Genomic DNA, 21281 nt, shown 5'->3' with positions numbered 1-21281 from the left:
ATGTCTGAATTCCGCCGCTTCTACATTATTCAGTGCCGTAGCACTGGCAGCTTTTTAACCGAGGAACTGGGTTATACAAACCTTGCGGAAAAGGCTGGGCGACTTTATTGCCCTCATGAAGCGGTGGATACGGCTCAGCTCAATCTTGATGACGACTATGCAGTGTTCTCTGCCTGGGAGGAAATTCTAGAGCCGGTTGAAATGGAGTCGCACTAACCATGGCTGCGGGCTGGTCTGTACTCGGTAATTGCTACACCACCTCACAGCAGGTGATTAATGCATTTACTGGTTCAAATTATCTTTTTTTTACTGGGGCGAATTCTTATTTTGTTCAGCCTTACCAAGTCAGCTTTACACCCAGTACAGCAATGCTTACCTATCGTATTAGGTTTGATAACAACACCTTAGATACAGGTGTTAGGTCCCTAATACTACAAACCTGCGACACCGACTACACCCCAACCCCTGCCAATGTAGTCATTGGTGAAGGCGGTATTCCTGTCGTCACACAGCCCCCACTGACTAGTGTCACCCGCGACACCAAATTGTCAGCCCTATCCCCAGAGGATGTGCTCATTCTCTGCACCGTATTTCTCGCTGCCCTCCTGGGCCTCGCCTTTGGTATTAGCAGCGGTAAAGGAGTTGCGAATTGACGATCGCAATATTAATGAAGTGGTTCTTCGTCAGCTTTGGCGCGAGCTACATCCTGGGCTACATGCTAGGGAGCGCTATTCAATCTTTTCACAACTTAACGAGGTAAACATCATGAAAGCAAAAATCGCCTTTATCACCGCATCCATCCTCGCGATGGCTGTTCCTGAAATCGCATCAGCAGCGAGCCAATTGCCTGCCGATGCCTTAGATGGCGTTGGTACTGACGCTATCGATACAGTGAAAGACATCGCGGTGCAATTCATTGCCGTTCTAGTCGGCATGCGTGTGGGCTGGTTCATCCTGTCCGCTACAGGCAAGGGCCTTAGCAAGGCTGGCGTGAAGTAATCACGGAGAGCCGGGGAAACCCGGCTTTTTAACGATGACCAAACTCAAAAAAATCCTAATCGCATCAACAGTCATACTTACTTTGACTGTCCCTATTGCCGCAAAAGCATTTCTGCCACTGGCTGGCATAGCCCTACTGGTTGAAGCTGCGGGCGGTACAGTACCTTTCGCTATATCCGCTGCCACCCATGCCGCCATTATTGGCCTGATCACATTTGCAGCATCTGATAGCACGTCACCTAATCAAGACCTAGCAGCCAAGCCAATCACTGTACAGATTGATCCTAATACCCCACTTGTCACGCCTCCAGGCTGGACAAACCCAACAACGCCACCTCAATCAATTGATGCGCAATTAAGATGCCCTGATTCACAAACAAGCCAGCAAGCTTGTTCAAATGCTGCTGCTGGTTGTACCTTTACAGAAACTAGGACTTTTACCGATGCTGGCAATGGAAAATGTGCGCGTTATGTCACTATTTCCAATGTAACTTTTGTTCCTAACCCATACGGCATTCAACCAAGTGGCCCTACTTTAGCTGGTGATGACTTTGACAAAATTTCAACTTGTCCAACAGGTTATTCATCATCATCTTCCAACTGCAATCTAACTACACCTCAGCTTGTAAAAAAACCAACAAAGGGCAAAGACGAAGTAAAACGTGTTGGCAACGAGTTCCAGCGTGACCCTCAGCAAGACGCTACAGACAACAACCCTAAACTTGTCCAGGAAGCCCCTAACCGCATCAGCTATACCGACAATGCCACAGGTGAGAAAGTCACCATTGAGCTTAACTCGAGTACAGGCGCTGCTACTGTCACGCATACCGTTCCCAATTACGGCAACAGCACCACGGGGCAACAAACAACTAATATCAGCAGCCCATCAGCCGGAACAACTATTACAGGTCAGTCCACAGCCACTTATCCAGGTATAGGCGATCAGACTGGTTCTACCCCTATCTCAGGCGGCACAGGTTCAGGTACTGGCGATTGCGCCCACTGCGCTACTGAAGTCACCCTATCCAATCTCCGTGATATTGCGAAGGACATCAAAAAATCTCTTGATGGAGAAGATGCTGACCCTGAGTTGGCGGGGCAGGGATTAGCCGAGAACCTGGACGCATTACAGAGTAATGCCTTTACAGCCATGGGCCAGAACATGCGCGACATGGTCACCAACTCAGGACTAGCTCAGCTTTACACCGACAGAGTTCTGCCCATGTCACCCTGGCATCTAGCCACTGCTGGCCAGGTAGAAAGCTGCAATTTTGCATTTCCATTCCGTGACAAGGTCTACAACTTATCTATTTGCGATGCCCAGCCCTTCATCCATACCGCCCTGGCATTTGTGTTCTTTATCCTGACGGCCATAGGAGTAATGCATATCGTCGCAGAACGTCCAGAAGGGGGTAACTGATGCATTGGTTATTTATCGGGCTGGCGACCATTGTTGAACGCTTGGTAACCTGGTTAATTACTAAGGGCATTAAACAAGGCGCTTATTTCCTCGGCTATGTTTCATTTGTGGTGGGATTGTTTACCGCATTCCTAGCTGCAACTTATATTGGCCTCATGGCATTGAAGCCGATCACGCCTAACGGGGTCGGCTTTGCCTTGGCATTCCTTCCCCCTTCCACAGCATGGTATATGTCGTTCTACCTGACAGTGCTCATTTCCAAACGTGTCTACGATTGGCACAAGCACTTAAGCCGCGACTTTACACAAGCAACCATGCGATTTTAATCATGGCGAATTGGACGCTAACAGGGGATCTGGGGGCGGGTAAATCCGTGATTGCCACAGGCAAGATCATGGATCATATGCTCGCCGGTCTTCCTGTCGCTACCAATATGGATATCTATCCAGAGAATTTTTTACCACCGACCAGTAAGGCAACCCATGTCAGGCTTCCGGATTTTCCTAGTAGTGATGATCTTTGGAATTTGGGGATGGCTTCAACTAGCCGAAATGAAGCAACGTTCGGACTCGTTGCGCTCGACGAACTCGCCGTTTTTCTTAATGCCAGAGAGTGGCAAGGAAAGAGTCGTGACCAGGTAATTAAATACCTGCGTCATGTGCGCAAGAATCATTGGCACACGCTGTTTATTACCCAGGATATTGAATCGATTGATGCCCAGGCTAGACGGGCTTTGATTGAGCATAAGGTCACCTGTAAACGTACTGATCGCCTATCTGTCCCTTTCCTTGGTCCAGTCCTTCGGCTATTCGGCTTTGCTGGCAAACTACCCCAGGTGCATATGGGGATCGTGCGCTATGGAAAGCAAGACTGGTCGCCCAAGGTCACCACCTGGTGGTACCGGGGCGACAAACTGCATAGTGTCTACAACACTGACCAGGTGTTCACGGAAGAACCTGAACGTGACCTTGTACTCACTGGTTATGTGCTGGATGAACAAGGTAAACGCCATCCCAAGGAATACCAAGCCCAGGCCGTTGGGGTGTTTACGGTCTTATCACCCTGGCATATCAAAGGCCGTTACTTCTCGTTCTACCAGCGATACAAACAAGCGATTAACTCATTTGCTGTCGTCGCTCTAGCTGCTTCTTTGATTGCTTCTTACCTCATGCACGAGAGCGAGCTACAAGGGCCAAAACTGCAGGAAATCACCACGCCAGCACCACAGCAAACAGAAGAACTCAAAGGCCTCCTGGACGCAGGCGACCATTTCATTATCACGACCAAAGCCGGATTAGTGCTGGAATCCTGGGAATCTAGGATGGACAACACCGGCACTTATTACAAGGTAGGCTCCACATGGTACAAAAAACCCTCATCGCCCTATTGATCCTGTTGCCATCCTTGGCAAGAGCCGAGGTCAACCTGGAGTTTGCCGCCGTCACTATTCCAGAGTTTGCGCAAACTGTGCTCAAGGGCATCATCAAGAAAAACTACATCCTCTCTCCTGATGTGCTGTCTGATGGCCGTACTATTACCGTATCCATCAAGGCTGCAAAAGAGGACAAACTGCAATCCATCGTGGCTGATGTCCTGGAACAAAACGGCATCACTTTGCAGGAAAGATCGGAATATCTATACCTGACTCGAAATCAGGCACACCTTGCAGCGCCTCCAAATATTCCAAGTGATATACAGTCCCAGTCTCAAGAGATAGCACCATCTATCCATGAGGCATTACCACCTAAACTGCCTAGTGAATTCCCGGTGTACTCCTATCGCCCTCAGTACCGGGATCAAAAAGAGATCGGCGAACTGCTCAAATTTGCCGGGGCTGAGGTCCAGGCCATCACAGATGATGTCGTCTTCTACCGTGCCGATGAAAACAAACGAGACATGCTTCTGGATCTGCTGATCGAACTGGACAAGCCAGCTAACGAGGTCATCGTTAAAGCTTATATCTATGAAGTCACTAATACCGTCCGCGATGTAAATGCAATTTCGGCCGCTGTCAGCCTGCTAAATTCCAGGCTAGGCATTACCGTCCAGAACGGCACTGCACAATCCAACCAACTGAAACTATCCTTACCCAATATCGAAGTGCTCGTTTCTGCCTTTGATTCTGACAATCGCTTTAAACAGGTCAGTGCTCCATCCTTACGTGTTAAGAATGGCAAGAACTCCCGCTTTAGCGTTGGTACTGAAACACCTACCGTTTCCTCCACGACACAAACCAATACAGGTAATCCCGTCCAATCCATCATTTATAGGCCATCTGGGGTGATTCTCGACATCACACCCAAGATTTTTGCTGAAACAATCGAACTAGACATCACGCAACAAATCTCCAGCTTCCAACCCACAACTACAGGCGTGAATCAGTCGCCCACATTGCTCAAGCGCGAGATTAAAACAGTAGTGAACACCAAAGACGGGGAATTGATTCTTCTCGGTGGCCTAAATGAATCCAGGCTCAGTAAACAGCGTCAAGGATTAAGCTTCCTCCCTCGCATATTCAACACCAATACCGACTCGGATGAGAAAAGCGACATCCTACTTGTCATGCAAGTCCAGCGCCTATGAAGACTGCAACACGTCAATATCAACGCCGGGGCGATGTGAGGCCCGAGAGGGCTGTAGCAAAGCGTAACCCCGGCTTTACTTCGGTTGCATGCCGTCCCCTGCCCGTTAGGGTCGTGCCGTCATCCGGCACGAGGACATGCAATCCGCGGGCTGACCTATGAGCATCAAGAAAACGCCTTCCGGCTGGCTAGCCGATATCCAACCTGGTGGGCGTGGCGCTAAACGCTTTCGCAAGACCTTTACCACCAAAGCTGAAGCTTTGGCCTGGGAAGCCTGGTTAAAGACACAGATAAATCAAACACCAGAATGGTTGCCGCAAAAGAAAGATACTCGCCGCCTTAAAGAACTTATCGACCTCTGGTACAAACACCATGGTAGCCAACTAAGATCAGGCAAAGATACCTATCAGCGTTTATTGGCAATGGCCACGGCCATGAGCAATCCTACCGCTGATACATTCACTGCTGCCATGTTTGCCAGTTACCGTACCAAGCGTATAGAAACCGGTGTGACAGCAAATAACATGAACCGTGAACACGCTTACCTACGCGCGGTATTCAACGAATTACGGCGCGTGGGTGAATGGGCAAAAGAGAACCCGTTGCGGGATCTCCGACAATTTAGGCTCGAGGAGCGTGAATTGTCATACCTTAACCATGAACAAATCAAAATCCTCCTGGGCGCTCTCCAGCCCAGACAGACCAATACCTACTTAGTTGCTAAGATCTGCCTCAGCACTGGCGCACGTTGGAGCGAAGCCGAACAACTGCGCGCTAGCCAGATCAAAAACAACCAGATCCACTTCACAAAAACAAAATCCGGTAAAAACCGGACTATTCCCATTACGCAAGATCTTGTCGATGAAATCGCAAACAGACCTTTAAAGGGCTTCGGCATGCGCTTATTCAAAGACTGTTATGAAGACTTCAGGCGCTGCATAGCAATCCTGGATATCGACCTACCGCAAGGCCAGCTAACCCACGTCCTACGCCACACATTCGCCAGTCACTTCATGATGAACGGTGGCAACATCCTCACCTTGCAACGCATCCTCGGCCATAGCTCAATCACCATGACTATGAAATATGCTCACCTGGCGCCTGAGCACCTTCAAGACGCAAAGCGCTACAACCCACTACTTAACTTATAATTTTGCTACATATGGCACTTTATTACGCTTTATATATGAATTTAGCCCATCTCCGCCTTTGGCCAACTTCTTCATATTTTCAATATGCTCTCTACCTGCACTGGCAAATGTATAAACATAAATAGCACCGCTAATTAACCGTATTGATACTCTATCTTCACCTATTTCATAGGCAGAAATTCCGGAATCGCCGTCCACGTCCTTATAAATTTCCATTTCATTCCTTCCTGTTGCACAAATATATAAAAACAGATATTCGGTTTTGATACAGTCAAACAACTTTATATGAAATGGAAAAGCTTGAATATTCTCTGTTGACAGAATGTTGACTCAGAAATAAAAAAAGGAGTTACGTTTTCACGTAACTCCTTGATTCTTTGGTGGGCCTCCCCGGAGTCGAACCGGGCACCAACGGATTATGAGTCCGCTGCTCTAACCATGCATGAGCTAGAGGCCCTAAACTTTTACCACTTAGTCGTTGCCAGTTTCCAGGAAACTACGCAGACGTTCTGAGCGGGTTGGGTGGCGTAGCTTGCGCAGCGCTTTGGCCTCAATTTGACGAATACGCTCACGCGTTACATCGAATTGCTTACCAACTTCCTCAAGTGTATGGTCGGTGTTCATTTCAATACCGAAGCGCATACGCAGGACTTTGGCTTCCCTTGCGGTTAGCGATTCTAACACTTCTTTGGTCGCCTCGCGCAAACTGGCATACACCGCAGCATCAACTGGAGCCAATGTTGTCATGTCTTCAATGAAGTCACCAAGATGTGAGTCATCGTCGTCACCAATCGGCGTTTCCATTGAGATAGGCTCTTTGGAAATCTTGAGGATTTTACGGATTTTGTCCTCAGGCATCTCCATTTTTTCTGCCAATGTCGCAGGATCAGGCTCAAGACCAGTTTCCTGCAGTATCTGGCGACTGATACGATTCATCTTGTTGATGGTTTCGATCATGTGCACCGGGATACGGATGGTACGTGCCTGGTCCGCGATTGAGCGGGTAATGGCCTGACGAATCCACCAGGTGGCGTAAGTAGAAAACTTATAGCCACGACGGTATTCAAACTTGTCCACAGCCTTCATCAAACCAATATTGCCTTCCTGAATCAGATCCAGGAATTGCAAGCCACGGTTGGTGTATTTCTTCGCAATCGAGATCACCAACCGTAGGTTAGCTTCAATCATTTCACGTTTGGCGCGGCGTGCACGGGCCTCGCCTGTCGACATCTGCTTGTTGATTTCCTTCAGCTCCTTGATAGGAATCCCTACCCGGTCCTGAATCCCCAGCAGTTGCTGTTGCTGATCATCAATAGAGTGCTTGAAACGCTCCATGCGCTCTACATATGGCTTGTTCACAGCAAGCTCGGCAGCCAACCATTCTGGCTTGCCCTCATTGCCAGGGAAAGTTTTGATGAAGTGCGGCCTAGGCATGCCAGACTTCTCAACACAGAAGTCCATGATCTTGCGTTCATGCCCACGGATTTCTTCTACCATGCCACGCACTTGGTCACACAGCGCTTCTACTTGTTTGGCAGAAAATCGGAAAGCCATTAACTCATCAATGATGACGAGTTGCAGTTTTTGATAATCTTTATCTTGCGAACCCTTGCTGGCAAGGATGACTGACATTTTCTCATGGGAGTCACGAATCACGGCAAAGCGTGTCAGCACTTCTTCCTTGAGCTTGGCCAGTGCTTCAGCAGAGATGGCAGCAGCTTTAGCGCCGTCGTCATCCTCTTCCTCTTCATCACTCTCGCCATCGGCATCCTCATCGTTCTCGCCAGCCTCTTCTGCGGCCATTTCCGCACCAAGACCATCGTCAGAATCGATCAGGCCATCTACTAGATCATCAACGCTTAATTCACTTTTCTCAACTTTATCCACCATCGCCAATAGCTCAGCAATAGTGCTTGGACAGGCAGCAATAGCCTGCACCATGTGTTTGAGGCCATCTTCAATTCGCTTGGCGATTTCAATTTCGCCTTCACGCGTCAACAGGTCTACTGTGCCCATTTCGCGCATATACATACGCACGGGGTCAGTGGTCCGGCCAAATTCGGAATCTACTGTAGAAAGGGCCTGCTCTGCTTCTTCCACCGCATCTTCATCGGTGACCGGGGCGGGGGCATCTGACATAAGCAGTGCTTCTGCATCAGGTGCTTCTTCATACACCTGAATACCCATGTCATTAATCATGCCGATAATGCCATCGATCTGCTCGGAATCCTGGACATCATCCGGCAGGTGGTCGTTGATTTCGGCGTAGGTAAGGTAGCCACGCTCCTTACCAAGAACAATGAGCGATTTCAACCGGGTACGACGTATATCTGCGTCGTTTACCTGGGCTTCAGCCTTCTCGTTTATATTGTCGTTCTGTTGCTCTTTAGCCATGCTTGACCTCAATCTGTCGAACCGCAAGGTTGATTTACGGAAAACCCTAGATTATACCTTAAAAGGCCCATAATTTTTATGCAGAATTATGGGCCACTCTGTCCCACTTAGCGGGTGCTGATAGACCTCAACAGCTCCCGCTCTTCTGCAGTCAGCTGGCTCAGGCTTTTTTCCTTCAGCCTGTCCAGCATCGAAGTTTGCTGACGCTGCATATACATATCCTTAATTTGCTTGCGCACCCCGTCAAATTCAAGGGCAAGATTCAGATTTTCATCCAGAATATGTAACTCGCGCTGTATTTCGCGCAACACACGACCATCAATCACCTGCTCCAGCCCATGCAATATCACCACAGGTTTAGAGTTAGGGCTGGCAATCGCGAGACGCATTACCTGCCGAACCATCTCATCTTCGTCGGCAACGCCACTCACCCATTGCAGATCGGCCTCTTGCACCAATTGCGGCTGCATGATCGCCATCAAGGCAAATCGGCGCTGCAAGGACATGGTGGTGCGCTCCTGCCTGGGAGCAGACCGCGGTCGACTGCGATTAGTTTCAGGCAACTTGATCATGGCGCGCATTTCATCACTGGAGATATTTGCCAGCTCGGCAATACGCTTGCGTAACAAGAGTGCCAACCTTGGTGCCTGGATTTGCTTGAGAATAGGCTCTGCTTCATTAAGAAACTGCACCCTATCCTCCTGCGACTGCAGACTGTTATTGACACTCAATTCCTGCACTAGATACTGCGAGAGTGGCAAAGCCTGCAACATAAACGCTTCAAAGCCATCTTTGCCAAATTCGCGCACATAGCTGTCAGGGTCATGCTCTGCTGGTAAAAACAGGAAATTAATACGCAGGCTATCAGTCAACGCTGGCAAGGCATTCATGGCGGCACGCCAGGCAGCATTTCGCCCGGCACTATCGCCATCAAAGCAAAATACAATCTCGTCAGTCTGACGCATCAGCTTGGTGATATGCACTGGCGTCGTGGCAGTGCCCAATGCGGCCACCGCATACTCAATGCCATACTGCGCCAATGCCACCACATCCATATAGCCTTCAACCACCAAAACCCGTCCAGCATCCCGAATTGCACGCCGGGCAAGGAAAAGACCATACAGCTCATTCCCTTTCTGAAATAAGGGCGTTTCGGGAGAATTCAAGTACTTGGCACCCGCATCATCTTTTTCCAGCACACGACCACCAAAGCCTATCACCTGCCCCTTCTGGTCATGAATGGGAAACATGATGCGATCGCGAAAGCGGTCGTATCGCCGCCCTTGTTCATTCTCAATCACCAAGCCTGCGGTCTGAATAACCTCATGCTTATAATCATCAAACACCGCTTCCAGATTTTGCCAGCCAGCCGGGGCATAGCCCATCTGAAAACGCGCAGCTACCTGCCCACTAAGCCCGCGCCCTTTTAGATAGTCTATCGCCTTTGCCGACTTCTTAAGTTCAGCCTTATAGTAATGCGCGGCTTGCTGCATCACGTCCTGCAGGCCAGGAATAATCTTGGCCCTGGCAACATCCACATCCCGCGTCTCCTGCGGCACGATCATCCCTACCGACTTTGCCAGCTCATGAATGGCTTCAACAAAGCTGATGCCCTGATATTCCATGACAAATCCCAGCGCCGAACCATGAGCACCACAACCAAAACAGTGGTAAAACTGCTTGACCGGACTCACAGTAAAAGAAGGGGATTTCTCGTTATGAAATGGGCAACAGGCAGAATAGTTAGCACCCGCTTTCTTCAGCGGGACACTTCGATCGATCACATCGACGATATCGACTCGATTGAGCAACTCTTGTATGAAGGAATCGGGAATCATTATTTGAAAATAATAGCCGAAAAAAACAAAAAAGGAGCTTCAAGCTCCTTTTTCAATTCATGCTTTCGGCAATTAAGTATCAGGCGCTTAATCTCGCCTTGATCAGACCTGATATCTTGCCCATGTCTGCACGACCAACAACTTTCGGTTTGATTGCAGCCATGACCTTGCTCATCTCCTTGATACTCGCAGCGCCAGTTTCAGTGACTACTTCCTCAAGAATGGCAGCAATTTCATCTTCGGTCAGCGCCACAGGCAAATATTCCTGCAACACAGTAACTTCAAACTTTTCCACATCAGCCAGATCCTGACGCTTGGCAGCTTCATACTGGGAAATAGAATCCCTGCGCTGCTTCAGCATCTTCTCGATGGCCTCAATGACTTGAGTATCATCGAGATCAATCCGCTCATCCACCTCTCGCTGCTTGATTGCCGCTTGTAACAGCCGTATAGCACCGAGCCGCGCACTATCTTTAGCGCGCATCGCGGTTTTCATATCTTCAGTAAGACGAGCCTTGATAGTCACAACTAGACTATACCCAGCTTAGTAAAGCTTGGCAGGCAGAGTCTGGCTACGAATGCGACGATAGTGACGCTTCACAGCTGCAGCGGCTTTACGCTTGCGTTCCCAAGTTGGCTTCTCGTAGAACTCGCGCGCGCGCAAGTCTGTCAGAAGACCGGTCTTTTCAATCATGCGCTTAAAACGGCGCAGAGCCACGTCAAATGGCTCGTTTTCTTTAACACGTACGCTAGACATTTAAATCACTTTCCTTTGAGAAAGGGCGAAAAAGTTTGCTATTCTATCGGCTCATTCCTGTTTTATCAATCATTATCCTCATTTTCTTATGTTAATCCTTGGTATTGAATCCTCCTGCGATGAAACTGGCCTCGCACTTTATGACACTGAGCAAGGCCTGCTCTCACATGCGCTACATTCACAGATAGACATGCACGCTGAATATGGCGGGGTTGTACCAGAGCTGGCCTCACGAGATCATATCCGCAGGGCACTGCCACTGACGCGCCATGTGCTGGCTCAAGCCGGCAAAACCCTGCAAGACCTTGACGGCATTGCCTACACACAAGGACCCGGGCTTTCTGGCGCATTGCTCGTGGGTACCAGCATCGCTGAAGCCCTAGCTTTCAGTTTAAATCTGCCTACGATAGGCGTGCATCACCTTGAAGGTCATTTACTCGCGCCTTTGCTGGAAGCTAATCCACCCGATTTTCCCTTTGTCGCGCTACTGGTATCAGGCGGACATACCCAACTGATGCGGGTATCCGCAATCGGGGATTATGAACTCCTGGGAGACACTCTGGACGACGCTGCAGGGGAAGCATTCGACAAAACTGCCAAACTACTCGGGCTAAGCTACCCAGGAGGCCCGGCAATTTCCAGAATCGCCAGCACAGGCACTGCCGGTGCATACCAATTACCTCGCCCCATGCTTAATAGTGGCGATCTTAATTTCAGCTTCAGCGGATTAAAAACCGCAGTGCTCACCCTGGTCAATCAGCAGGGCGATCAACTGAATGAACAGATCAAAGCAGATATCGCCTATGAGTTTCAGGAAGCAGTGACCGAAGTGCTCACCAAAAAGTGCATGGCCGCCTTGCGCAACACCGGACTTGATCAACTGATTGTGTCCGGCGGCGTAGGTGCCAATGCCAGGCTACGCGAACGGCTGAATTCCGCCACAAAACGCAGGCATTGCCATGTGCATTATCCAAGACTGGAGTTCTGCACAGACAATGGCGCCATGATTGCTTTTGCTGGCGCGATGCGCATGCAACATGCCAGCACATCAGATCACAGCTTTACCGTACGCCCACGCTGGGACCTGGCTGAACTGCAAGCGCCTTAAGGCTTCTTACCGAAACCTGATTCAGTGCCATCGAGTAATTTACGGATATTGCTCCGATGGCGCCAGATCAGCAGTACTGAAAGAATGAACACCACAATGATATAACCCACATGGGCCAGCAATATCCAGGCAAAACCGGGTGCCAGCGCTGCAGCAGTGAGTGCGGCCAATGAAGAAAAGCGTGTCAACGCAAAAATGGTAATCCAGCTCAGCATGGCCAAGCCTGCCAGCAAGGGAGCAAAGGCAAACAGAACACCTAATGCCGTTGCAACCCCCTTGCCACCTTTGAAGCGATAAAATACCGGGTACAAATGCCCCAGAAAGACCGCTACCGCAATCCAGCAAACCACCTCTACCTGCAAGCCGTAATATTGCGCCAGCCACACGGGCAACCAACCCTTAGCCGCATCGCCTAGCAATGTCAGCAACGCGGCCAGCTTCTTTCCACTACGCAACACATTGGTAGCACCAGGATTGCCTGAGCCAACAGTACGTGGATCTGGCAGGCCAAATGCCTTGCTGACCAGAATGCCAAATGAAATTGAACCTAGAAGATAAGCGAGGATGACGAAAACTGCGTTATTCATGTGGATTAGATTAAAATGGAATTGCCGTATTCTATCAGCCCTCAAGCTCTAACGCAGGATCCCAGCCCTTATGGATATTATTTTTCTCAGCGAAGTCAAAGTTGAAACCCACCTTGGCGTACCGGAATGGGAGCGCCTGACGGCCCAAACCATTATCCTGGATATTGAGATTGCCATGCCCCACAGCAGCTCGTGCCAGACCGATGAGATTGATGACACCATCGACTATGGTGTCGTGGTGTCGCGCATTCGGCAAACATTGTCAGAACGATCCTTCAAGTTAGTGGAAGCCTTGGCAGAACACGTATGCCAGCTCATCATGCAGGAATTTGGCGCACCATGGGTAAAAATCAAAGTGGCCAAGCCCGGCATACTGCCAGGACTAAAGGCACTGGGTGTGGTGATAGAGCGAAGAAAAAGTACTAATCCCACCTAGGTGCGATTAGTAGCATCAACCAATGTTGCCAGATTCGTTACGTCTTTAAAAATCACGCCCCCGAGCCAATTCAAAATACTTGCGTCCACACTCAATCTTTACATTCTAACCTTGTTGCCTATCCGCCTCTATCGTGCTCGATTTGGTTTCAGCCACAAAAACACAGGACATCATGCTCGAACACCACGAATCATCAACTTAAGAATTATTCAGATCTGGTGGAGTGTATTGCACTGAATTGATTATCCCCTCGGGTGATGTTTCACATGTAATTGCTTCAATCGCTCACGCGCCACATGAGTGTAAATTTGCGTGGTAGAAATATCAGCATGCCCCAATAACATCTGCACCACGCGTAAGTCAGCGCCATGATTCAGCAGGTGTGTAGCAAAAGCATGGCGCAGCACATGGGGGGAAAGCGGAGTATGAATACCTGCCAGCAAGGCATAGCGCTTGATTAAATACCAGAAAGCCTGCCGCGTCATGCCTGAGCCACGCTGCGTGACAAACAGGTGATCACTCAGGCGTTGTTGCAATATCTGTGGCCGCCCTTCTTTCAGATAGCGCCCAATCCAGTCCAGCGACTCCTCACCCAAAGGTACAAGGCGCGTCTTGCTGCCTTTACCCGTCACCCGTACCACGCCATCCGTCAGACTGGCTTCCGTGACCTCAAGGCCAACCAGTTCAGACACACGCAAGCCGGTCGCATACAGCATCTCCAGCATGGCACGATCTCGCAAGCCTATTACATCTGCGACATCTGGCGCCTGTATCAGTCGCTCCACATCCGCTTCACTCAGGCTTTTGGGCAGTGATCGTGGTAATTTGGGTGATTCGATGCGCAGGCTGGGATCGGCACTGATATAATTTTCACGTAGCGCAAAACGATATATGCGGCGCACACTAGCAACCAACCTGCTGATGCTACGTGGCTTGCTTTGCGGGAAGCGCATTGCAATATAGGCTTGGATATCTTCCTGCCCGGCTTCAAGCAATGGTTTGCTTTTCACCCGGCTCAACCATTCAGCAAAAGCAGCAAGGTCAAGACGGTAACTCTCTAGGGTATTTTTCGCCAGCCCATCTTCGAGCCACAGATGGTCAATAAAACTGTCCAGCAGTGCCTGATTATCCAGCGTCATACCTGCTTTTCGTGTTGCAACAGCCAGCGCTTGATATCCAGCCCGTTGGCCGTCCCCTGCATAAATCCCCCAATGCCATTCTTGGCAACGATACGGTGGCAGGGAATCAGCAACGGTAGATGATTGGCACCACAAACGTTTGCTACTGCGCGCGGGCCGGAGGCAACTTGCTCCGCCAGCTCACTATAGCTCCAGACCTGCCCCAGCGGTATTTCATTCATTTTGCGCCAGACACGTTTCTGGAAAGGTGTACCCTGCAAAACATGGGGAATATCCAGCGAAGTCGAGGCATCTTGCAGATAGCGCTTTAACTGCAGTGCAACATACTGCACAAAAGGCTGGGAAGCACAGCAGGCTGACAGGTGTTCGGGAATCAACTTGATTCCGCTGACATACTCATCATCTACATATACACCGATGGCCCCAAAAGGGGCCTCAATGACTGCAGAAAAATTCTGGGGAATATTATTTGCCATCAGGTCATTTTAGCCCAAACATCCAGCGACCAAGAATGTGACTGCAGAAAATAAAAAAGCCCCGGACACCGGGGCTTTTTTCTGAAACAAACTGCGCTTTATTCTGCGCTGGTCGCTGTTTCCTTGGTGCGCAATTGCAGCTTTTCCTTGATACGTGCGGACTTGCCTGAACGCTCACGGAGGTAGTACAGCTTGCTGCGACGTACATCACCGCGACGCTTCACTTCAACGCTGGCAATTAGTGGTGAGTAAGTCTGGAATGTACGCTCAACGCCTTCACCGGAAGAAATCTTACGCACGATGAAAGATGAATTCAGACCACGGTTACGGATAGCGATTACAACGCCTTCGTAAGCCTGCACACGCTTACGTGTACCTTCAACCACGTTAACACCCACTACTACGGTGTCACCTGGGGCAAAACTAGGAATATTCTTGCCAAGACGGGCAATTTCTTCCTCTTCCAGCAACTTGATAATATCAGCCATTTTGAGCTTCCTTTTAGTTATGGGAATCTTGTTCCTGCTCTATTTCCTTGAGCAGCCGAGATTCCTCTTTCGTCAACGACCTTGCGGCCAATAAATCCGGGCGCCTGGCCCGGGTTCGCGCCAGCGATTGTTTTAATCGCCATTGCTTAATCTTTGCATGATTGCCAGAAAGCAATACTTCCGGCACCTTCCGCCCTGCATATTCCTCAGGGCGTGTGTAATGCGGACAATCCAGCAAACCATCAACAAAGGAATCCTCCTCTGCCGATCCGGCATCACCGAGACTACCCGGCAATTGCCTGACGATTGCGTCTATCAGCACCATGGCGGGAATCTCACCACCAGACAGCACATAGTCGCCTATCGAATATTCTTCATCAACCACACTATTGAGCAATCGCTCATCCACACCTTCATAGCGACTGGCCAGCAATATCAGACCAGGCTCTCCGCTCAGTTGCATGACATGCTCATGTTTGAGCGGTATGCCCTGCGGCGAAAGGTGAATCACCTTAGTCTTTGTCACCCCGGCCTGCTGTTGCCTCGCCTTGGCAGCCTGAATTGCACTTGCCAACGGCTCTGCCAACATCAACATGCCAGGACCACCACCATATGGCCTATCATCTATCGTACGATAGTTGTCGCTAGTGAAATCCCGTGGGTTCCACAATTGCAGATCATAGATCTGGCGCTCCAGGGCACGCGAGCTAATACCAAAATTACTCAAGGCTTCAAACATTTGTGGAAACAAAGTCACCACATCAAACTGCATGGTACGCTTGATCGCTGACTGATCAGCCTCGCTCAAAACTCCGCATCCCAATCCACCAGCATGGTTTTAGCCGCCACATCCACCTCAAGTATGACCTGGTCGATAAATGGAATCAGCCGTTCACGCTCACTTTTGACGACTATCACGTCATTGGCACCGGTGGCAAAGACATCCGTAATCTTGCCCAACTCGACCGCCTGCTGGTTTTTCACCTCAAGCCCGATCAGGTCAGACCAGTAATACTCATTTGCATCTGCAGGGGGTAACAAATCACGAGGCACTGCCACTTGCATGCCTTTACAGGCAAAAGCAGCATCCCTATCATCGACACCCACTAGCTTGACTACAAGCAGCGCGTTATGCACCTTGACTGTTTCGACCTCAAGCTCGCGCCAGAGGCTGGAGTCTTGCGGATTAGCGCGCCCCAACCACCAGCTGTCGTAATCAAACAGGCTATCCAGATCTTCGGTGTCTGGCTGGATTTTCAGCCAGCCATAAACGCCATAAGGGGCGACAACGCGCCCCATGATGACTAATTCACTCACAATATATTAAGCTACCAGCCGTTTTACAACGGCTATGGTATTAGGCAGCTTTAGCTGCTTGCTTAACCAGACGAGCAACGCTGTCTGACAATTGCGCACCATTGCTACGCCAGTGAGCGATACGCTCGCTGTTCAGACGCAGGCCTTCTTGACCTTCTTTAGCCAAAGGATTGTAGAAACCTACACGCTCAATAAAACGGCCATCACGGCGATTGCGGGAATCGGCCACAACTACGCTGTAAAAAGGAGCTTTCTTCGCGCCACCACGGGCGAGACGAATAATCACCATAATCTTGTTCTCTTTAGACTAGACGGAAAGGCGCGGATTTTACGTTATTTTCTATGGCCTTGGCAAGACAATTATGCATTTACCACAGAATCAACATAGCGCGTTGGATCTGCCAGACCAGCAGCCATAAAGCCCTGCTTGCGCAAGCGACATGAATCACACATCCCACAGGCTAGGCCATGGCTATCAGCCTGATAGCAAGACACCGTCATCGCATAATCAACGCCCAGGGCCGTCCCCTGCGTGACAATTTCAGCCTTGGTCATATCAATCAATGGCGCATGAATGGTAATGGTCTTGCCTTCAACCGCGCTCTTGGTTGCCAAATTCGCCATATTCTGGAAAGCCTCGACATACTCACCCCTACAATCGGGATACCCTGAGTAATCCAGCGCATTGACCCCAATGAAGATATCGCGCGATTCCAGCACCTCTGCCCAGGCAAGCGCCAGAGACAGCATAATGGTATTGCGTGCAGGCACATAGGTGACCGGGATGCCCTCTGTAGGCTCCTGTGGCACGTCTATCGCATGATCAGTAAGGGCTGAACCACCAAACATGGAAAGATCGAGCTGCGCGGTACGATGTGCAGCAGCACCCAGCACCTTGGCCACATTGTCGGCAGCATGCAACTCGGCATGATGCCGCTGGTGATAATCCAGGCTCAGACAATAGGATTCATAACCCTGACTGCGCGCAATGGCCAGCACGGTCGCTGAATCCAGCCCTCCGGATAGAAGTACTACTGCTTTCTTACTCATGACCTTACTTCCATGCAATGACTCAAATGCCAGAACGGCGCGAGCCCTATCAAAACCATGTTTACTAGATATTAAAGAATTTCAGACCAGGCTGACCAAGGCCAACCATCAACTGGCTTATAGCCACTTATTTGCCCGGGGTCTCGCCCCATAGAATTTTGTGCAACTGCACCTGCATGCGTACTGGCAGCCTGTCCTTCAGCACCCAATCAGCTAAATCTGCGGGAGCCACCTGACTGAATACAGGAGAAAAGATCACCTGGCATTTTTCATTGAGCGCATGCTCCACCATTAACTGCTTGGCCCAGTCGTAATCTTCCCGGCTACAAAGCACGAATTTGATTTCATCATTGGCCTTGAGTCGCTGCAGGTTTTCCCAGTGATTCTTTTCCAGCTCACCTGAGCCAGGGGTCTTGATATCCAGGATCACCGCCACCCGTTCATCAATCCCATCCGTGGCGATAGCTCCACCAGTTTCCAGGGACACTTCGTAGCCATGATCACAAAGACGTGCCAGCAGGTTCAGGCACTCTTTTTTCTGTGCCAGGGGCTCACCTCCTGTCACACAGACGTACTTGGCACCATAACTCTCGACTTGCAGCAATATGTCATCCAGCGACATATTGCTGCCTCCCTTGAAAGCATATGCCGTATCGCAATAGACACAGCGCATGGGGCAACCAGTCAGTCGTACAAATACCGTAGGCATGCCTACACGTGACGACTCCCCTTGCAGGGAGTGAAATATTTCGTGGATACGTAACACGGGGAACGCTATTTGGACTTAATCGAGTCCAGCACGTTCAGGCGCCTTTTGGCACTAGAGGCCAGCTCATGCTGAGGGAACTTTTCAAGCAGACTGCGCAAGGTTTTCTTGGCATTATCCACCTCGGAAAGTTGAATCTGGCTATTCGCAATGCTGAACAAAGCATCTGGCACCTTATCGCTATTGCCATGCTGGGCAATCAGCTTTTGCTGGGTGCTGATGGAGGCTTTGTAGTTCTTCAGTGAAAACTGGGCACTGCCCAACCCTAGCAAAGCTTCTGGCGCCTTGCTGCTACCAGGATGCACCTGCAGGAACTTGCTATACGCATCAAATGCTTCTTTAAACTTACCTGCAGCAGAAAATGCCTTGGCCGCTTCCAGATCTTTAACTTCCGCACTCTCTACATTCTCTGCCTGTGGTTGTGTCTGTCCTTCTTGACCAACGACAGCATTCGCAGGGGGCACACCACCCTGCTCAAGCTTACGCAGGCGGCCATCAGTATCAGCATAAAGATCCCGCTGGCGTTGCTGTATATTTTCAATATTGTGATTGGCGACCTCAAGATCGCCTTTCAGGCGACTGATTTCCTGATTGAGCCTGTCTATCTGACCCAATAAATCCAGCATGCCCTGGCTTTTTGTTTCCAGGGCCTGCTGGTTTTTCTTCAACTCAGTCAATGCTGATTGCGTTTCCTGATTCTGACTTTGTACCTGCTGTTGCAAATCGGCGATTTTCTTTCTTGCTTCATCGTCACCAAAAAGCGCAGCCTGTACCAAGTGTGGCAGCGAGAGAAAACCTGCTATAAACAGAACCAGAGAACGCCGCATCATGAATTACTCGCCTTGATAGAGAATATCAACGCGACGATCTTGCTTGAAGCAAGAATCATCAGCACACGTGGAGTTAGCCTTTTCCTTACCGAAACTAACGGTCTCGATTTGGGCATCTTGCACGCCAAGTACGTTCAATACCTTCTTCACAGATACGGCACGACGCTGGCCCAGTGACAGATTGTACTCACGAGTACCACGATCATCGGTATTGCCTTGCAGGAACACCTTTGCATCGCTGTGTGATGCCAGATATTTGGCATGTGCTTCGATCAGCGGACGATACTCAGACTTCACAGCATCGCTATCGTAGTCAAAGTACACATTACGCTTGGACAGAATGTTGTTAGGATCCTTCAATGGGTTGCTCGCCAAAGATGAATCACTGACACCACTGGTAGAAGAATCATTGCTGCTAGTAGTTTGACTAGTAGCAGGACTCTTATCTTCCACTGAGGCCTGAGGAGTTTCCTTCACAGCCTTGCTTGAACACGCTGCCAACATGGCTGCCAACAATACGCTCATCAATAAACGTTTATTCACTTTATTCTCTCCTTTAAATAAGACACACACTAAATCAATTGGTTACTACACTAAAAACTGACCGACGCTTACTGGCTCACTACAGGGCCCCAAGCAGGCTCACGCACATCACCACCGGTTTCACTCAAGCGCTGCTTCACCTTGCCATCCGCTGATACGGCTGCCAGCGCGCCTTTACCATTGATACGGGTGGCATAGATGATCATGCGACCATTCGGCGCAAAACTAGGCGACTCATCTCGGGCGCTATCACTGAGAATTTGCACTTGTCCACTGGCAACATCCTGCAAGGCAACGCGGAACTTCCCATCGTCACGGCGAATATAAGCAAGAGACTTGCCATCGGGCGAAATACGAGGACTAACGACATAACTGCCTTCAAATGTCACGCGCGATGCATCATTACCGCTGGTAGACATGCGATAAATCTGCGGGTTACCACCACGATCTGAGGTGAAGTAAATATAGCGACCATCCGGCGACCAGACTGGTTCAGTGTCAATCGCACTGGTATGTGTCAGTTGCTGCAAACCGGTGCCATCAGCGTTGATGCTGTAAATCTGCGAGTTGGCGGCATACGTCAGCACAATCGCTAGGCGCTTGCCATCAGGCGACCATGATGGTGCACTGTTATTGCCCTTGAAATTAGCCAGCACAGTACGTTGACCGGACACCAGTGACTGGACATAGACAATCGGCTTTTTCTTTTCAAAAGACACATACGCGAGGCGGGTACCATCCGGTGACCAGACCGGGGAAATGATCGGCTCTACCGAGGACACAACCGTTTGCGGGTTGTACCCATCAGCATCTGCCACTTGCAGTGAATAACGCCCGTTTACCTTGGTGACGTAGGAAATGCGGGTAGCAAATACGCCCTGCTCGCCTGTCAGCTTCTGGTAGATCACATCCGCGATACGATGTGCAGTCATGCGCAACTGGGCGGGGGTAATATTGTATTCCATGCCAGCCAGCTGATTTTGCTTGTACACATCCAGCAAGCGGAAAGAAACCTTGAGACGATTGCCCGGCAGGGTTTCGATATTGCCGATGGTCAGAGCCTGAGTCTGGATAGCAGACCAATCCGCATAATTTACCTCACTCAGCTCATGCGGCTGATTAGCCACGCCGCGGGTTTCAAGCACACGAAACAGACCGCTGCGTCGCAAGTCTGCACCGATGATGTTAGCTATCGTGTCCTGCTGTCCGGCAATCTGCCCTTGTTGGGCAAACGGCACAATCGCGATGGGAATCTGCTGGGCAGCACCGCCGACAATTTCAATCGTCAGGGCGGCTTTACCAGTAAGTGGCAGGAAGAAAACTAAGAGACTGAGAAATAAGCGTATTTTATTCATGTGTGTTTAGGGCAATAAAGTGATGCAAAGTTCCCCGACAGGTAA

The 21281-nt window shown here is 49.9% G+C and carries 27 protein-coding genes and 1 tRNA gene; 10 read left to right on the top strand and 18 right to left on the bottom strand.

The window, feature by feature from the left end; genetic code table 11:
* The 8 genes from LG201_RS13050 to LG201_RS13015 all read left to right on the top strand — a co-directional run bounded on the left by LG201_RS13050 (window position 1) and on the right by LG201_RS13015 (window position 6152).
* Window positions 1–216 carry a hypothetical protein gene (locus LG201_RS13050; RefSeq protein WP_226772640.1) on the top strand — a complete coding sequence of 72 codons (216 nt, stop codon included), beginning with the start codon at window positions 1–3 and terminating at the stop codon, window positions 214–216.
* Window positions 217–218: 2 nt separating this feature from the next.
* Window positions 219–653: a hypothetical protein gene (locus tag LG201_RS13045; protein WP_226772639.1), complete on the top strand. Its 435-nt coding sequence runs from the start codon at window positions 219–221 to the stop codon at window positions 651–653.
* 112 nt (window positions 654–765) lie between these two features.
* Window positions 766–999: a hypothetical protein gene (locus tag LG201_RS13040; protein ID WP_226772638.1), complete on the top strand. Its 234-nt coding sequence runs from the start codon at window positions 766–768 to the stop codon at window positions 997–999.
* Between the two features lie 34 nt (window positions 1000–1033).
* A complete protein-coding gene (locus LG201_RS13035) occupies window positions 1034–2419 on the top strand; it encodes a hypothetical protein (protein ID WP_226772637.1) in 1386 nt (461 codons plus the stop codon).
* Window positions 2419–2745, top strand: coding sequence for a hypothetical protein (locus LG201_RS13030; protein WP_226772636.1), 327 nt, complete (start codon window positions 2419–2421; stop codon window positions 2743–2745). Before LG201_RS13035 ends, LG201_RS13030 begins: the two co-directional genes overlap by 1 nt.
* A gap of 2 nt (window positions 2746–2747) precedes the next feature.
* Window positions 2748–3809, top strand: a complete 1062-nt coding sequence (locus tag LG201_RS13025) for a zonular occludens toxin domain-containing protein (RefSeq protein WP_226772635.1) — start codon at window positions 2748–2750, stop codon at window positions 3807–3809.
* Window positions 3779–5002 carry a type II secretion system protein GspD gene (locus LG201_RS13020; protein ID WP_226772634.1) on the top strand — a complete coding sequence of 408 codons (1224 nt, stop codon included), beginning with the start codon at window positions 3779–3781 and terminating at the stop codon, window positions 5000–5002. Before LG201_RS13025 ends, LG201_RS13020 begins: the two co-directional genes overlap by 31 nt.
* Before the next feature lie 157 nt (window positions 5003–5159).
* Window positions 5160–6152, top strand: coding sequence for a phage integrase (locus LG201_RS13015; RefSeq protein WP_226772633.1), 993 nt, complete (start codon window positions 5160–5162; stop codon window positions 6150–6152).
* Here the strand turns inward: LG201_RS13015 and LG201_RS13010 are convergent.
* The 6 genes from LG201_RS13010 to rpsU all read right to left on the bottom strand — a co-directional run bounded on the left by LG201_RS13010 (window position 6147) and on the right by rpsU (window position 11141).
* On the bottom strand, window positions 6147–6368 hold the full coding sequence (locus LG201_RS13010) for a hypothetical protein (protein ID WP_226772632.1): 222 nt from the start codon (window positions 6366–6368) through the stop codon (window positions 6147–6149). The two genes, LG201_RS13015 and LG201_RS13010, sit on opposite strands and share 6 nt — an antisense overlap.
* Window positions 6369–6530: 162 nt before the next feature.
* Window positions 6531–6609, bottom strand: a tRNA-Ile gene (locus LG201_RS13005).
* A gap of 14 nt (window positions 6610–6623) precedes the next feature.
* Complete coding sequence (gene rpoD, locus LG201_RS13000; protein WP_226772631.1) at window positions 6624–8546, bottom strand: RNA polymerase sigma factor RpoD; 1923 nt, start codon at window positions 8544–8546, stop codon at window positions 6624–6626.
* Window positions 8547–8653: 107 nt separating this feature from the next.
* Window positions 8654–10384: a DNA primase gene (dnaG, locus tag LG201_RS12995; RefSeq protein ID WP_226772630.1), complete on the bottom strand. Its 1731-nt coding sequence runs from the start codon at window positions 10382–10384 to the stop codon at window positions 8654–8656.
* 79 nt (window positions 10385–10463) lie between these two features.
* A complete protein-coding gene (locus LG201_RS12990; protein ID WP_226772629.1) occupies window positions 10464–10910 on the bottom strand; it encodes a GatB/YqeY domain-containing protein in 447 nt (148 codons plus the stop codon).
* Between the two features lie 18 nt (window positions 10911–10928).
* Window positions 10929–11141 carry a 30S ribosomal protein S21 gene (rpsU, locus tag LG201_RS12985; RefSeq protein ID WP_226772628.1) on the bottom strand — a complete coding sequence of 71 codons (213 nt, stop codon included), beginning with the start codon at window positions 11139–11141 and terminating at the stop codon, window positions 10929–10931.
* A gap of 88 nt (window positions 11142–11229) precedes the next feature.
* Here rpsU and tsaD point away from each other — a divergent pair, with 88 nt between their 5' ends.
* Window positions 11230–12249: a tRNA (adenosine(37)-N6)-threonylcarbamoyltransferase complex transferase subunit TsaD gene (gene tsaD, locus LG201_RS12980; protein ID WP_226772627.1), complete on the top strand. Its 1020-nt coding sequence runs from the start codon at window positions 11230–11232 to the stop codon at window positions 12247–12249.
* Here the strand turns inward: tsaD and plsY are convergent.
* Window positions 12246–12836 (bottom strand): glycerol-3-phosphate 1-O-acyltransferase PlsY, encoded by a 591-nt coding sequence (plsY, locus tag LG201_RS12975; protein WP_226772626.1) that lies wholly within the window; start codon window positions 12834–12836, stop codon window positions 12246–12248. The two genes, tsaD and plsY, sit on opposite strands and share 4 nt — an antisense overlap.
* Window positions 12837–12906: 70 nt before the next feature.
* Here plsY and LG201_RS12970 point away from each other — a divergent pair, with 70 nt between their 5' ends.
* Window positions 12907–13272 (top strand): dihydroneopterin aldolase, encoded by a 366-nt coding sequence (locus LG201_RS12970; RefSeq protein ID WP_226772625.1) that lies wholly within the window; start codon window positions 12907–12909, stop codon window positions 13270–13272.
* Between the two features lie 242 nt (window positions 13273–13514).
* Here LG201_RS12970 and xerD read toward each other — a convergent pair whose 3' ends face one another.
* From xerD to tolB, 11 genes are all read right to left on the bottom strand, one after another.
* On the bottom strand, window positions 13515–14411 hold the full coding sequence (gene xerD, locus LG201_RS12965; protein ID WP_226772624.1) for a site-specific tyrosine recombinase XerD: 897 nt from the start codon (window positions 14409–14411) through the stop codon (window positions 13515–13517).
* Window positions 14408–14887 (bottom strand): methylated-DNA--[protein]-cysteine S-methyltransferase, encoded by a 480-nt coding sequence (locus LG201_RS12960; protein ID WP_226772623.1) that lies wholly within the window; start codon window positions 14885–14887, stop codon window positions 14408–14410. Before LG201_RS12960 ends, xerD begins: the two co-directional genes overlap by 4 nt.
* A gap of 98 nt (window positions 14888–14985) precedes the next feature.
* Window positions 14986–15375 (bottom strand): 50S ribosomal protein L19, encoded by a 390-nt coding sequence (gene rplS, locus LG201_RS12955; protein WP_226772622.1) that lies wholly within the window; start codon window positions 15373–15375, stop codon window positions 14986–14988.
* A gap of 13 nt (window positions 15376–15388) precedes the next feature.
* Window positions 15389–16147, bottom strand: coding sequence for a tRNA (guanosine(37)-N1)-methyltransferase TrmD (trmD, locus tag LG201_RS12950; RefSeq protein WP_226772895.1), 759 nt, complete (start codon window positions 16145–16147; stop codon window positions 15389–15391).
* Between the two features lie 32 nt (window positions 16148–16179).
* Window positions 16180–16674 carry a ribosome maturation factor RimM gene (gene rimM, locus LG201_RS12945; RefSeq protein WP_226772894.1) on the bottom strand — a complete coding sequence of 165 codons (495 nt, stop codon included), beginning with the start codon at window positions 16672–16674 and terminating at the stop codon, window positions 16180–16182.
* A 58-nt stretch (window positions 16675–16732) separates the two neighbouring features.
* The gene (rpsP, locus tag LG201_RS12940; RefSeq protein WP_226772621.1) at window positions 16733–16981 is read right to left on the bottom strand and encodes a 30S ribosomal protein S16; all 249 of its coding nucleotides are present in this window, start codon (window positions 16979–16981) and stop codon (window positions 16733–16735) included.
* Window positions 16982–17052: 71 nt separating this feature from the next.
* Window positions 17053–17742 (bottom strand): 7-cyano-7-deazaguanine synthase QueC, encoded by a 690-nt coding sequence (queC, locus tag LG201_RS12935; protein ID WP_226772620.1) that lies wholly within the window; start codon window positions 17740–17742, stop codon window positions 17053–17055.
* Between the two features lie 127 nt (window positions 17743–17869).
* On the bottom strand, window positions 17870–18508 hold the full coding sequence (gene queE / locus LG201_RS12930) for a 7-carboxy-7-deazaguanine synthase QueE (RefSeq protein WP_226772619.1): 639 nt from the start codon (window positions 18506–18508) through the stop codon (window positions 17870–17872).
* 8 nt (window positions 18509–18516) lie between these two features.
* On the bottom strand, window positions 18517–19338 hold the full coding sequence (locus tag LG201_RS12925) for a YbgF trimerization domain-containing protein (protein WP_226772618.1): 822 nt from the start codon (window positions 19336–19338) through the stop codon (window positions 18517–18519).
* A 3-nt stretch (window positions 19339–19341) separates the two neighbouring features.
* A complete protein-coding gene (gene pal / locus LG201_RS12920; protein ID WP_226772617.1) occupies window positions 19342–19881 on the bottom strand; it encodes a peptidoglycan-associated lipoprotein Pal in 540 nt (179 codons plus the stop codon).
* Between the two features lie 68 nt (window positions 19882–19949).
* Complete coding sequence (gene tolB, locus LG201_RS12915; protein WP_226772616.1) at window positions 19950–21236, bottom strand: Tol-Pal system beta propeller repeat protein TolB; 1287 nt, start codon at window positions 21234–21236, stop codon at window positions 19950–19952.
* Between the last annotated feature and the right edge of the window lie 45 nt (window positions 21237–21281).

This window comes from Methylobacillus gramineus (genome assembly GCF_020532675.1).
In the GTDB taxonomy this organism is placed as follows: domain Bacteria; phylum Pseudomonadota; class Gammaproteobacteria; order Burkholderiales; family Methylophilaceae; genus Methylobacillus; species Methylobacillus gramineus.
The sequence above is the reverse complement of the archived record's forward strand: the minus strand, read 5'-3'. Positions and strand labels throughout refer to the sequence as shown.